12 protein-coding genes are annotated in these 12,164 nt (G+C 70.2%); 5 read left to right on the top strand and 7 right to left on the bottom strand.

Annotation, left to right across the window (positions count from 1 at the left end):
* Positions 1–119: 119 nt before the first annotated feature.
* From ACH4D3_RS06315 to ACH4D3_RS06305, 3 genes are all read right to left on the bottom strand, one after another.
* Entirely contained in the window at positions 120–833 is a 714-nt protein-coding gene (locus ACH4D3_RS06315) for a YidC/Oxa1 family membrane protein insertase (RefSeq protein WP_398316994.1), read from the bottom strand.
* Positions 834–1,039: 206 nt separating this feature from the next.
* Positions 1,040–1,369, bottom strand: a complete 330-nt coding sequence (locus ACH4D3_RS06310; protein ID WP_398316991.1) for a DUF6412 domain-containing protein — start codon at positions 1,367–1,369, stop codon at positions 1,040–1,042.
* A 36-nt stretch (positions 1,370–1,405) separates the two neighbouring features.
* Positions 1,406–1,954, bottom strand: a complete 549-nt coding sequence (locus ACH4D3_RS06305; protein ID WP_398316988.1) for a winged helix-turn-helix transcriptional regulator — start codon at positions 1,952–1,954, stop codon at positions 1,406–1,408.
* A 115-nt stretch (positions 1,955–2,069) separates the two neighbouring features.
* Between ACH4D3_RS06305 and ACH4D3_RS06300 the strand changes: the two genes are divergently transcribed.
* From ACH4D3_RS06300 to ACH4D3_RS06290, 3 genes are all read left to right on the top strand, one after another.
* Positions 2,070–3,521, top strand: coding sequence for an MFS transporter (locus tag ACH4D3_RS06300; RefSeq protein WP_398316985.1), 1,452 nt, complete (start codon positions 2,070–2,072; stop codon positions 3,519–3,521).
* A 212-nt stretch (positions 3,522–3,733) separates the two neighbouring features.
* The gene (locus tag ACH4D3_RS06295; RefSeq protein ID WP_398316982.1) at positions 3,734–4,750 is read left to right on the top strand and encodes an SEC-C domain-containing protein; all 1,017 of its coding nucleotides are present in this window, start codon (positions 3,734–3,736) and stop codon (positions 4,748–4,750) included.
* A 105-nt stretch (positions 4,751–4,855) separates the two neighbouring features.
* A complete protein-coding gene (locus tag ACH4D3_RS06290) occupies positions 4,856–5,314 on the top strand; it encodes an SRPBCC domain-containing protein (RefSeq protein WP_398316979.1) in 459 nt (152 codons plus the stop codon).
* Positions 5,315–5,360: 46 nt separating this feature from the next.
* Here the strand turns inward: ACH4D3_RS06290 and ACH4D3_RS06285 are convergent, their stop codons facing one another.
* From ACH4D3_RS06285 to arr, 3 genes are all read right to left on the bottom strand, one after another.
* Positions 5,361–5,972: an HAAS signaling domain-containing protein gene (locus tag ACH4D3_RS06285; RefSeq protein ID WP_398316976.1), complete on the bottom strand. Its 612-nt coding sequence runs from the start codon at positions 5,970–5,972 to the stop codon at positions 5,361–5,363.
* Positions 5,969–6,343, bottom strand: coding sequence for a PadR family transcriptional regulator (locus ACH4D3_RS06280; RefSeq protein WP_398316973.1), 375 nt, complete (start codon positions 6,341–6,343; stop codon positions 5,969–5,971). The genes ACH4D3_RS06285 and ACH4D3_RS06280 overlap by 4 nt, the downstream gene beginning before the upstream one ends.
* Before the next feature lie 87 nt (positions 6,344–6,430).
* Positions 6,431–6,841 carry an NAD(+)--rifampin ADP-ribosyltransferase gene (arr, locus tag ACH4D3_RS06275; RefSeq protein WP_398316970.1) on the bottom strand — a complete coding sequence of 137 codons (411 nt, stop codon included), beginning with the start codon at positions 6,839–6,841 and terminating at the stop codon, positions 6,431–6,433.
* Between the two features lie 434 nt (positions 6,842–7,275).
* Between arr and ACH4D3_RS06270 the strand changes: the two genes are divergently transcribed.
* Positions 7,276–10,428 carry a DUF3427 domain-containing protein gene (locus ACH4D3_RS06270; RefSeq protein WP_398316967.1) on the top strand — a complete coding sequence of 1,051 codons (3,153 nt, stop codon included), beginning with the start codon at positions 7,276–7,278 and terminating at the stop codon, positions 10,426–10,428.
* A 30-nt stretch (positions 10,429–10,458) separates the two neighbouring features.
* On the opposite strand, the gene ACH4D3_RS06265 is transcribed toward ACH4D3_RS06270, so the two are convergent.
* Positions 10,459–11,121, bottom strand: a complete 663-nt coding sequence (locus ACH4D3_RS06265) for an ATP-binding protein (RefSeq protein WP_398316964.1) — start codon at positions 11,119–11,121, stop codon at positions 10,459–10,461.
* A 198-nt stretch (positions 11,122–11,319) separates the two neighbouring features.
* Between ACH4D3_RS06265 and ACH4D3_RS06260 the strand changes: the two genes are divergently transcribed.
* Positions 11,320–12,162 carry a helix-turn-helix domain-containing protein gene (locus ACH4D3_RS06260; protein ID WP_398316961.1) on the top strand — a complete coding sequence of 281 codons (843 nt, stop codon included), beginning with the start codon at positions 11,320–11,322 and terminating at the stop codon, positions 12,160–12,162.
* The last annotated feature ends 2 nt before the right edge of the window (positions 12,163–12,164 follow it).

The raw sequence follows: 12,164 nt of genomic DNA, 5'->3' as shown, positions 1-12,164 counted from the left end.
CGGGTGCGGCAGCGACGCGACAGCCGTCGGAGGACTGGTCGATCCTCCAAGGCCGGGTTCCACTCCGCAATACCCCGTTCACGTACTGGACCGTAGGCAGGCACCGGACCTGCCCGTGTTCAGCGGTAGAGCACGGCCCGCTCGACGGCGCTCCACGTCGTGCTGGTGACGACGTACAGCGCGGCGGCCAGCGGCACCACGGCCACGGTGACCAGGGTGAAGAAGGACATGAAGGGCATGACCCTGGTGATCGCGCCGACCCCCGGCACGGCCTCGGCGTCACCGGCGGGCAGCACCGGCCGGTCGGCCATCGTCCGCCGGGTGAGCCGGTAGCTGAAGGTGGCGACCCCGGCGACGACCGCGAACAGCGCCACGTACACGAGTCCGGCCCCGCCGAGGAGCCCGCCGTCCCCGAACGCGTCGGCCCACCGCCCGCCGAGCGGGGCGGCCAGCAGCCGGTGGGAGAGGAGTCCGTTGGCCTCGCCGCCGATCGTCGAGCTGGAGAAGAGGTGGTAGAGCAGGAAGAAGGCGGGGATCTGGCACAGGCTGGGCAGGCACCCCGACAGCGGGGACACCTTCTCCTCGGCGTGCAGTTCGAGCACGGCCCGCTGGAGCTTCTCGGGGTTCTTCGCGTGCTTGCGGCGCAGTTCGGCGATGCGCGGCTGGAGTCGGGTGCGCGCCTTCTGCCCGCGGGCGGCGGCCCGGGACAGCGGGTGTACGAGGAGCCGTACGAGGGCGGTGAACAGGACGATGGCGGCGGCCGCGGCGGAGGCGCCGAACAGCGGCTGGAGCAGGTCGGCGAGGTGCTCGACCAGGCTGGCGAAAACGGACATGGGTGGGTGAGCCCTCCGAGGGTCTCGTCGTGCCGGGCAAGGGGATTGCGGCATGACGACACGCCCCGCGCGGGGGTGGCTTCCGGGAGGCTTCGGGGACTTCGGGAACTGCGGGGACTTCGGGTGAAGCCGGAAGTGTGAAGCCGGAAGTGTGAAGCCGGAAGTGTGAAGCGTGAAGCGGGCAGCCTGCCCTACGCGGTGGTCGCCTAGAGGGCGTGTCCGGGCGCTCGGGGCCGGCGGCGGCCGGGGGCGTCGGGATCGCGTTGGGGCAGGAAGGCCGTACGCAGGTCCCGGTCCCTGATGGCCGTGCGCACCCGCGTGGGTGGCACGGCGGGCGCGCAGCGGGCGGCGATGACGGCGCACACGGCGAGCGCGGAACCGGCCGCGGCGGTCGCGGCGAGCGCGACGGTGACGGAGAGGCTGCCGACGTCGACGAGCGCGACGGGCAGGAGGACCAGCAGCAGGACGAAGAGGGGGCGGAGCACCGGGCGGAGCACCGGGGCGACGGCCCGGCGGTTCCGGTTCGTCGGCGGCATCGGCAACTCCTCCTCCCGCGCGCGTGTTTGTCCCAGTTATACAGGACGCTGCTGTGCGGGCCCCGGCTCGGTCTCGATCGGCTGGAGCAGCCGCCGGGGACCGAGCAGTGCCCGGCTGACCGGGTCCGCCGGGTCGGGGGCGAGTCCGGGGCCCGGCCGCATGTCGATGTCGCGCACGGCGACCAGGGCCCCGCAGGTGGGGCAGGCGCCGTAGGGACTGAGTTCGGTGCCGCAGTCGGCGTGCCAGAAGGTGCGCATCGGCTCGCCGCCGAGCTGCTCGCGCCCCCAGATGCCGAGCGCGCGCAGGGCGGGCCACAGCGCGATGCCGCGGTCGGTGAGGACGTACTCGTCCCGGGGCGGCGACTCCTGGTACCTGCGCTTCTCCAGGATTCCCTCGGCGGTGAGCGCCTGGAGGCGGTTGGCCAGGACGGCGCGCGGGATGCCGAGGTGGACGAGGAAGTCGTTGTAGCGCCGGACGCCGTAGAGCGCGTCGCGGATCACCAGCAGCGTCCACCGCTCGCCGACGACCTCCAGTGCGCGGGCGATCGAGCACTCCTGCGTCGCGTAGTCCTTGCCCAGTGCCATGCCGTCCACTGTAGCCACTTTTCGCCACTAGGTTCATTCACCGAACCAGCGATGCTAGGTTGGGCCGTCCCGACTCAGTTCATTGACCGAACCAACCTGGAGCGGACGGCCAGCCATGACCGAGACCGGCACGGACTCCCCGACGACCCCGACGACCCCGAGCACCGAGACCACCGCGGCCACCGGGACCCCGGCGAACACGGCCGCCGCCGCTCCCCCACCGGAACGGGCCTCGCCGCCCCCGCACCCGGGCCGCACCCTCGCGCTGACCAGCGCCGCGACCGCCGTGGCACTGATGACGTACACCGCGCCGCTCGTCACGCTCCCCGAGACGGCCGCCGCCCTGCACACCCCGCTGTCCGCCCAGGCCTGGCTGATCAACGGCACCCCGCTCGGCCTGGCCGCCCTCCTCCTGGTGGCCGGCAGCCTGGCCGACGACTACGGGCGCCGCCGGCTCTTCGTCTCCGGCACGCTGGCCCTCGGCATCACCACCGTCCTGGGCGCGTTCGCGTCCACGACCTGGCTGTTCACGCTCACCCGCATCGCACAGGGCGCGGCGAGCGCGGCGCTCCTGGCCAGCAGCCTCGGCCTGCTCGTGCACGCCTTCCCCACCCCGGCCGGGCGGCTGCGCGCCACCGGAGTGTGGGGCGCCTTCGTGAGCGGCGGGATAGCCGTGGGTCCCGTACTCGTCGGCGCGATCCCCGACTGGCGGCTGGCATACGGCGTCCTCGGCGCCGCCGCGCTGGTGGTGGCGGGGCTCGGCACGCGGGCCCTGTCGGAGTCGCGATCGCCGCGCGAGGGCCGGCCGGACTTCGCCGGGGCGCTGACGTTCGGACCGGCGCTGGTCGCGCTGGTGGCCGCGCTGACGCTGGGCCGGGACGGGTGGCTGCGGGCGCCGGTGGGTCTGCTGCTGGCGGCGACCGTGCTCCTCGGCGCCCTGTTCGTCGTACTGGAGCGCCGCGCGGCCACCCCCATGATCGACCTGTCGCTGCTGCGCCGCCCGCTCTTCCTGGCGTCCTCCGCGGGCGGACTGTTCACGGGCCTGTCGGTGATCGGCCTGTTCAGCTTCCTGCCGACGGTGCTCCAGCGGGCGCTCGGCCTGTCCCCGATGGACACGGCCCTGCTCTCCCTGGTCTGGGCCGGTCTCGCCTTCGCGGTGGCCCTCCAGGCCCGCCGCATCGCCCACCGCGTCCCGCCCCGCCACCAACTGGTCGTCGGCTTCGCCCTGCACGCGGTCGGCGTCCTGACCATGCTCGGCGCGATCGGCGCGGGCTCCTGGGCCCGGCTGCTGCCCGGCCTGGTGGTGGCGGGCGTGGGCAGCGGCCTGCTGAACGCCGCGCTGCCGCTGCTCGCGGTGGAGTCGGTACCGGCGGCCCGCGCGGCGATGGGCTCGGGCGCGCAGCAGACGTTCCGCTACATCGGCTCGTGCGCCGGGGTCGCCCTGACCATCGCGATCGCGACATCGGCGGGCAGCCCGGGGGCGGGCACGGACGTGGCGCTGTGGGTGTCGGCGGGGCTGGCGGTGGCGGCGGCAGTGCTGGTGGGGACGCTGCGGGAACGCCACTGACCGGCGACACGGGCTGCGGCGCAGGCCACGGTGCAGGCCGCGGAGCAGGCCACGGCGCGAACCCGGGCGGGCACCGGCGTCGCCCGGCAGGGGGCGGCAGGGGGGCGGCAGGGGACGGCAGCGCCCGGCGGGCCTCGGCGGCGCCGTTCCCCCCGTCCTCCGGCCCCCCGCGCGGCTGACCCTTGTCACCTCACGGCAGTACGGTGTCCCCCATGCGCCCCGACACGCCCGCCGAAAACGTCGACCACGCCGCCGAGGCGGCCCGCCTGGAACGCACCGCCGGCCTCTATCCCGAGGACGCCGAGGCCCTGCTCCTGCGCGCCGCCGCCCACCTGGAACTGTCCGGCGACCGCCCCGCCGCGACGAAGCTCTACGACCACCTGCTGTCCTCCGAGACGTCCGTCCCTCTGGACAACCCGTCCCTGGTCCGCGCCCTGAAGGCGTCGAACCTCTGGGAGTACGACCACGAGGCGGAGGCCAGGGCGATCATCGACGGCGTGCGGGCGGCGGCGCCGCGCGACCCGGCCCCCTGGGTGATCGCGGCCGAGGCCCTGGAGTCCCACGACGAGCTGGAGGCGGCGCACGAGACGTTCACGGAGGGCGCCCGCCTCCTCCTGACGGACGTACCGGAGCCCCCGTACGCCACACACCCCCTCCTCTACGGCCGCCACCGCGTCCGCCGCATGCTGGGCCTGGCCCACGACGAGTGGGACACCCTGGCCGACACCCTGCACTCGATGCCGGTCTCGCTGGACGAGCTGCACGACCCGAAGCGCGTCTGGTCCCTGGGCTCGGACAATCCGGCGGACCTGGAGGCGGAGCTCCTCCGGCTGCGCGCCGAGCTGGGCGCCTACCGCGAGGCGCTGTCCCGCCCCTTCCCGGTGGCCATGCTCCACTGGCCGGCCGCCGAACTGACGGAACTGATCGAGGCGTACCCGGCCCTCGCCTCCGAGTACCCGACCTACGAGGACCACCTGGCGTCGATAGAGGCGGCCCTGCGCGAACTGGCCTCCTCGGGCACCCCGAACCTGGGCGTGGTCCCGGGCACGGTCCCCTCCTACGAGGCCTTCGCGGCGTCGGAGGGCACGTCCCCGGCCGACCCGGTCCTGCTCCCGCAGTACGCGACGACGCTGGCGGCCCGGGGACTCGCGGTGGCGTGGCCGCCGCAGCGCGGGGCGGATTGCTGGTGCGGGTCGGGGCGGTCGTACGGGGAGTGCCACGGCCGGTAGGAAACCGGCGCCGGGGCCGATGAGTTCCGGCGCCGTCGTCCGTCTACAGATGCGAGAGCCTCACCGACAGCGGGCGAGGCGCCGCCACCGAGGAGACAAGACGACATGAGCACCGACCAGACGCCCACCGCGGCGGGCAACGGCTTCTCCTACACCCTCACCCGCACCCTGGACGCCCCCGCGGCACAGGTCTGGCAGGCGTGGACCACCCCCGACCAGTACGCCCAGTGGGCCTACGCCGTCCCCGGCTCCGTGGAGATGGACGTCCGCCCCGGCGGCACCTGGAAGGCCACGATGCGCACGCCGGACGGTGCGGAATTCCCCCTGACCGGCTCCTACATCGAGGTCGCCGAGCACCGCGCCCTGACCATCGGCATGGACGTCCCGGGCCGCCCGGACCCGGCGAGGATGACCATGGAACTCGCGGAGGAGGGCCCCCGCAACACCGTGATCACCCTGCGCCAGACCTGCGACACGGCGGAGGAGCGGGACGGCGCGGAGCAGGGCAGCGGGATGCTGCTGGACGGTTTGACGGGGTTCCTGGCGGCCGGGGCACGGGACTGACCACGTCCCCGCCCGGGACCGCGACAACCCGGCAACCCGGCCGCGGTCAGCCGCGGCGGGCCCGCCAGAGCCAGGCCGACGTACCGGCCACGACGGCGAGCACCACCAGGTTGGCCACGAGGGCCGGGGTGTCGCCCGCCGGGGCGACGGTGGTCTCCCGCCAGACGATCCCGGCCACGGTCGGGGCGACGAGGGCCAGCACCACGCCGACGACCTTCCGGACCGGGGTCCAGTGCACCGAGGTGCACAGCAGCACCCCGCCGGCGATGCGGATCAGACCGCTGCACAGCGCCAGCCCGGGAACGTCGGGGAGGAGCGTCGTGACGAGGTACGGCAGCGTCAGCATCAGCAGCGGCACCAGCGGGTGCACCCTGCCGCGCCGCACGGGCGGGACCGCACCGCCGAGGGCCGGGGCCGCCCCGGCACCACCGCTCCCCGCCTCGGCCAGCGCCGTCGCCGCGATCGTACGGGGGTCCCCCAGCTCCGCCAGGATCTCGCCGGGCGCGGCGTCGGGACGATCGGCGCGGGTCACGTCGATGTGCTCGGCGAGGTCGGCGAGGAGCTCCTGCCGCCGGTCGGCGGGGAGCGCGGCGGCCTCGCGCTCGACGGCACCGAGGTAGTCGCGCACGAGGTCGGCGGGGGACGTGGGGGTCTTCATGCGAGGTCTCCGGCAGAGGTGTGCGGGGTGGTCAGGAACCCGTCGACGGCGTCGCGGAAGCCGGGCCAGACGTGGGTGAACTCGTCCAGCGCGGCCCGGCCGGTGGCGGTGAGCGCGTAGTAGCGGCGGGGCGGGCCGGAGGCGGACTCCTGCCAGGTGGTGGTGACCAGGTCCTCGCGGCGGAGCCGGGAGAGCAGCGGGTAGACGGTGCCCTGACTGGTGGCCAGCGCCCCGGACTCCTCCAGCGCGTGCAGAAGCTCCACGCCGTACCGGGGACGGTCCCGCATCAGGGCGAGCACGCAGTACTCCAGCACACCCTTGCGCAGCTGGGCGGCTGCGCGGGCCTGCTTGGCCGGATCACCTGGTTCCATGCAAAGCAAGATACCAGGCAGAACAAGCCGTGGACCACGGGCCCCGGGGACGCTGGGACGCTGGGACGCTGGAACGCCGGGCCCAGCTCAGTTGATGATCTCGGCGCGCCCTTCCAGACGCATCGCATCCAGCCGCTCTCGCCACATCCGGAGGGCTTCGGGCGTCTGCCGCGTCCAGTCGACGACTTCGCCGACGACCCGGAGCGGCTCCGTACTCCGGTAGGAGCGGGTGGGATTGCCGGGGAACTTCTTGTCGGTCACGTTCGGGTCGTTCTCGAACTCCCCGGTCGGCTCGACGGCGTACACCCGCGGCTCCCCGTCCCCGGCGGCAAGCTCGGCGGCGAGCCCCGCACCGTCACGCAGCGCGGTGAAGTAGATGTGGTTCATCAGGATCTCGGGCCGGTAATTCGACGGGAAACCGGCGGTGAGGTGATCTCCGACCCGCAGGTCGGCCTTCGTACCGTGGAAGAACGGCCCCTCGTCCAACACCTCGTCCATTGCGGCAGATTACCAACCCGGACCGCCGAGCCCCCGGGACAACTCGGACGCAGCGCGCATCCTGATCGCCGTCACCAACGAGGCCATGCGTCGACGTTCGACTTCCTGGTGCTCCTGGCTACCGCGGGCAATGCTCGATGTACTCCTCGTACAAGGATGGCCGGCACAATGGCAGCGTGCCCCAGCCGGTCCCCTCCTCCGTCTCCGTGTCCGCCCGCATGAGCCGCCACTTGCAGGACCAGGGGTGGACGGTACTTCGATTTTGGAAGCACGAGGCGCCGGAGGACGTGGCGAACCGGGTCAGCAAATCCCTGACCGACGCCGCCGTTCCCGTCCCAGGATTCACACCGGGCGGGCTTTGAAAGATCCCCCTTCCGATCGGTCGGCTCACCCCTCGTGTCAGTGGCTCCTGCTAGAACTGCATCCACAACAACATGGTGGGGAAAGGGGTCGGGGTGGAGCAGCCGGTCGCGGGGGTCTACGAGCAACTGGTCACGGATCGCGTGCGCGGTGAACTGGAGCGTCTTGAGGCCGCGGGCTGGAAGGCCATCGACGCCGAGGTCGGCGCAGAATCGTCACCTCATGTGCTGGCCCGCCACGTCGGCGACATAGTGGCTCACCACCTCAACCAGCTCCGGCCCGAACACCGAGTTCCCTTCGCCAACCGCGTCCTCGAGTCGCTGGCGGCAGAGGTCGGCGGGCAAGGCGGCGCCGAGCCCGTCAGCGCCATCGTCGAGGGCCCCAGGCAGTTGCTGGCTCTGGCGGAGCAGGAGGCACCGGGCGCCTATGCGATCCGTCCGCTCACGCCCCTTTCCGAGACCTCGCTTCTCACCAACTCCCCCGAGGACCTGAACCTGGGCTCGGAGTTGCGGGCCGAGTTGGCCACTGCGGATCGGATCGACCTGCTCTGTGCCTTCGTGAAGTGGTACGGCATCCGCGTGCTGGAGGATTCACTCCTGGCGGCCAAGGAGCGGGGCGTCCCTATCCGGATCATCACCACGACCTACATGGGTGCCACGGACCGGCGTGCGCTCGACCGGCTCGTGCGCGAATTCGGCGCCACCGTGAAGGTGAACTACGAGACCCGCTCGACACGGCTGCACGCCAAGGCCTGGCTCTTCCGACGCGGGACTGGATTCGATACGGCCTACGTCGGCAGCTCGAATCTCTCCCGTGCGGCTCTGCTCGACGGCCTGGAGTGGAACGTACGACTGTCGTCGGTGGCCACACCGGCGGTGGTGGAGAAGTTCGAGGCCACCTTCGAGGCGTACTGGAACGACGCGGCGTTCGAGACGTACGACCCGGATGATGACGGCGAGCGCCTCGACGCGGCGCTGGCGCAGGCGGGTGGGACGGCGTCGACCACCGACTTCAAGATCAACCTTTCCGGCCTTCAGGTACATCCCTTCCCACACCAGCGGGACATGCTGGAGCGCCTGAGCGCGGAGCGCGAGATCCGCGGACGGCACCGAAATCTGCTGGTCGCGGCGACCGGCACCGGGAAGACCGTGATGGCCGCCCTCGACTACCGCGATCTGAGCAATCAAGCGACCTCAGGTCGGCCGAGGCTGCTCTTCGTGGCGCATCGCAAGGAGATCCTCAAGCAATCCCTGCGTACGTATCGCGAAGTGCTGGACGACGCCTCGTTCGGCGAGTTGCTGTACGGCGGGGCCGATCCGCAGGAGTGGACCCACGTCTTCGCCAGCGTCCAGTCACTCAACGTCCAGAGGCTGGAGCAGCTGGCTCCAGACCATTTCGACGTCATCGTCATCGACGAGTTCCACCACGCCACGGCCGGTACGTACCGCCGGGTGATCGAACACTTCACACCGAAGGAGTTGCTGGGACTCACCGCCACCCCGGAGCGGATGGACGGACTCAATGTCCAGGACGAGTTCTTCGATGGTCGCATCACCGCCGAAATGAGGCTTTGGGAAGCCCTGGAGAACGACCTGCTGTCTCCCTTCCACTACTTCGGCATCCCGGACGGGACCGACCTCACGAACCTCACCTGGCAGAAGGGTTCGTACGCCGATCAGGAGCTGGGCAATCTCCTGACGGCCAACGACGCGCGAGCCCGCATCATCGTCAAGCAGGTCCGGGACAAGATCTCCGACCCCGGTGCCATGCGTGCGCTCGGCTTCTGCGTCACCAAGGCGCACGCCCACTTCATGGCCGACTACTTCCGCAAAGTCGGTTTCCAGGCTGCCGCCCTCGACAGCGACTCGTCCTCCGAGGTGCGCGCTCAAGCTCTGCGTGCCCTCCAGGACGGCAAGCTCCAGGTCATCTTCTCGGTGGACCTGTTCAACGAGGGTCTCGACATCCCGGACGTGGACACCCTCCTCTTGCTGCGGCCCACCAACAGCGCCACCGTCTTCCTCCAGCAGCTGGGCCGGGGGCTACGGCGTACCGACACGAAGCCGGTCCTCACGGTCCTGGACTTCATCGGGCAGCACCGAGCGGAGTTCCGCTTCGAGGAGCAGTTCCGGGCCATGACCAATCTGTCGCGCAATCGGCTGGTCGAGCACATCGAGCGCGGGTTTCCGCAGTTGCCGTCGGGCTGCCAGATCATCCTGGAGGGCAAGGCCAAGAATCTGGTCCTCGACAACATCAGGACGCAATTGGCCGCCACGGTGAAGACGCTGGTGAAGGAGGTCAAGGAGTACAGCACTCCTCTCCTCGCCGACTACCTCCGGGAGAGCCGCAGAGAGATCAAGGAGCTGTACAAGAACGGCAACTCCTGGACTCTCGTGCTGCGTCGTGCCGGCCTGGTCACCGAACCGGCTACGCCGGGTGAGGAATCCCTGCTCAAGCGAGTCCACGCGTTCCTGCACGTGGACGATCCCGAGCGGGCGCAGGCGTATCTGCGCCTTCTGGGGGACGACGCCCCTCCATACGAGGAACTCGACCAGACCGGCCAGGCCTACGCCCGCATGCTGTTCTTCAACCTGTGGGACAACGCGGGCGGGTTCACCAGCTACCCGGAGGGGCTTGCCACGCTCCGTCCGCAGCGAGCCCTGAGGGATGAACTCCGGCAGGTGCTGTCGTACGTCATCGACCGAGCCGACCATGTCCCGATCCCGCTGTCCGATGGCCTCGGCTCCGTGCCGCTGAAGGTCCACAGCTCGTACAACCGGTCGGAGATACTGGCCGCGCTCGGCGTCGCCCGGTTCGGTGGGCAGATGCCGAGATCCTTCGCCCAGGGCGTGCAGTGGGCGGAAGAGTTCCGGACGGACGCGCTGCTGATCACGCTTGAGAAGGACGAGAAGGACTTCTCGCCCACCGTCCGGTACAAGGACTACGCGATCAGCCCGGATCTCTTCCACTGGGAGTCCCAGAACGCGATTTCCCCCGATTCCGCCACGGGCAAGCGCTACCAGCAGCACGCAGGTCGCGGCTCCCACGTCCTACTGTTCATGCGCCGCTACTCGACCACGGACACGGGCAAGTCCCAGCCGTGGATGCTTCTGGGCCCGGCAACGTACGTGGAGCACACCGGCAGCAAGCCAATGGCGATCACCTGGCACCTCGATCACCCGCTCCCGGCCGATGTGTGGTCCTACTCGGCGGCAATCCAGGCGAGTTGATCCAGGTACATCGACCGTGGCCAGAACGGCTCAGGGCAGTCGCGCTTCGCACTCCGCCTCGAAGTGCGACTGGGCCCGGTCGAGCGCATCGTCCACGTCCCATCCTTGCGTGCGGAACCAGTGCAGCAGGTCGGCGATGGCGTTGATCGCGGCATCTTCCGCCGTAGCCGTCGCCAACCGGCCAGGGACGATCGGATCCCGGGGCGCCCTCGAATCGCGGTAAAGGCTCAGCACGTCCGCGACTCGCGCCAGCCGCGGCATTGGCATGTACTGCCGTTCGACCCGGGTCGCGTCCATGCGGAACTCGCACCAGGTGATTTTGCGATCACCGGTGAGCTCCACGCCCCAACGATCACTCATGGCGTCGACCAGCGCCATCCCCCGACCCGCCTCCGCATCGAGAGTCGCGCAGGCGAGCGTCGGGAGGGCGCGCGCATCGGGATCGTGAACCTCGATGCGCAGGTGGGAACCCCCGAGTGAAGCGACCAGTGTGGTCGGCGTCCCCGGCCCGACGTGCTTGATCACGTTGGCGACGAGTTCACTTACACAGAGCTCGGCGGCATCCGCCAGCTCACGCAGTCCCCAATACTCCAGGTGGATCCGCAGAGCGCGTCGAAGAGCCCACACCTGATCGGCCTCCGCCAGAAACGACAGCCTCCACGGCTGCGTCGGCCTCCAGAAGGCGTCATCCATGTCCTGTCCACTCCCCAGCGTCGATGCCTCACCGTGATGCTGTCGCGACTCAGAGTTGCATTGAAACTCTCGAAATGGAACTCTCACTAGCCACTGGCAGGGGCACGCAACGTAGTCACACGCCCCCGGCGCACACCGTCTTGCCGCCGCCACCAGCGGAGCACCACGATCTACTGGACCAACGCGAAGGACTGAGACATGGCAGTCGGACCCACCACTCGTAGGCGCCAACTCGGCGCCGATCTGCGACGGCTCCGGGAACGCAAGGGATTGACGCTCGAAGAGGCAGGCTCCCGCGTCGGCATCTCGAAGGCGACGTTGAGCCGCTACGAGACGAAGGAGGGCACGGTCAAGTGGCCGGCCGTGGACGCCCTGTGCCGTGAGTACTCTGCATCGGACGAAGAGCGGCTCGCCCTCGTCGAGTTGGCGAAGGGCGCCAAGATCCAAGGATGGTGGCGATCACTCGCCGACCCCATCCCCGACTCCATGAACCTGATGCTGACCTTGGAGGACGAGGTCGTACGCGAGGACCACTACGCGTGCATGTACATTCCGGGACTCCTCCAGACGCGCACCTACGCGGAAGCGGTCCATCGCGCTTCAGAGGTGCAGTGCGACGAACGCGAAGTGCAGCACATGGTCGACATCCGCATGAAGCGCCAGGAGTTGCTGGAGCGCGAAGAGCCTCCGCGTATCTGGTGTGTGATCGACGAAGCCGCTATCCGACGCCGGGTCGGAGGCCCTGACGTCATGCGCGAGCAACTCACCCACCTGTTGGCCTGTGCGGAGCGACCGCACATCACCATTCAAGTCCTACCGTTCTCCCTGGGAGCACATGCCGCCGCAGTGGGAAGCTTCGTCACACTTCGCGGCCAAGCCCGTGAGCTTGACGTCGTCTATGTGGACCTCCTCGGTGGCGGAGTGTTCATGGAGAAGCCGGAGGAACTGGAGCGATATAGGTTGGCCTTCGACTACCTCAGCGCCCAGGCGCTCGACCTCGAGTCCTCGGTCGAACTCATCGACCGGGTCAGCAAGGAGTGAGT

The sequence above is a fragment of the Streptomyces sp. NPDC018026 genome (genome assembly GCF_044327745.1).
GTDB lineage: Bacteria > Actinomycetota > Actinomycetes > Streptomycetales > Streptomycetaceae > Streptomyces > Streptomyces rubrogriseus.
This window is presented reverse-complemented; position numbering and strand designations above follow the sequence as displayed.

What these genes read in the sequence shown, in the direction of transcription:
- ACH4D3_RS06290 (WP_398316979.1), top strand. Translation starts at nt 4,856, where the DNA reads ATGAGCACCGACCAGACGCCCACCGCGGCGGGCAACGGCTTCTCCTAC.
- ACH4D3_RS06305 (WP_398316988.1), bottom strand. Translation starts at nt 1,954, where the DNA reads ATGGCACTGGGCAAGGACTACGCGACGCAGGAGTGCTCGATCGCCCGC.
- ACH4D3_RS06260 (WP_398316961.1), top strand. Translation starts at nt 11,320, where the DNA reads ATGGCAGTCGGACCCACCACTCGTAGGCGCCAACTCGGCGCCGATCTG.
- ACH4D3_RS06270 (WP_398316967.1), top strand. Translation starts at nt 7,276, where the DNA reads ATGGTGGGGAAAGGGGTCGGGGTGGAGCAGCCGGTCGCGGGGGTCTAC.
- ACH4D3_RS06285 (WP_398316976.1), bottom strand. Translation starts at nt 5,972, where the DNA reads ATGAAGACCCCCACGTCCCCCGCCGACCTCGTGCGCGACTACCTCGGT.
- ACH4D3_RS06300 (WP_398316985.1), top strand. Translation starts at nt 2,070, where the DNA reads ATGACCGAGACCGGCACGGACTCCCCGACGACCCCGACGACCCCGAGC.
- ACH4D3_RS06315 (WP_398316994.1), bottom strand. Translation starts at nt 833, where the DNA reads ATGTCCGTTTTCGCCAGCCTGGTCGAGCACCTCGCCGACCTGCTCCAG.
- ACH4D3_RS06310 (WP_398316991.1), bottom strand. Translation starts at nt 1,369, where the DNA reads ATGCCGCCGACGAACCGGAACCGCCGGGCCGTCGCCCCGGTGCTCCGC.
- ACH4D3_RS06265 (WP_398316964.1), bottom strand. Translation starts at nt 11,121, where the DNA reads ATGGATGACGCCTTCTGGAGGCCGACGCAGCCGTGGAGGCTGTCGTTT.
- ACH4D3_RS06280 (WP_398316973.1), bottom strand. Translation starts at nt 6,343, where the DNA reads ATGGAACCAGGTGATCCGGCCAAGCAGGCCCGCGCAGCCGCCCAGCTG.
- ACH4D3_RS06295 (WP_398316982.1), top strand. Translation starts at nt 3,734, where the DNA reads ATGCGCCCCGACACGCCCGCCGAAAACGTCGACCACGCCGCCGAGGCG.
- arr (WP_398316970.1), bottom strand. Translation starts at nt 6,841, where the DNA reads ATGGACGAGGTGTTGGACGAGGGGCCGTTCTTCCACGGTACGAAGGCC.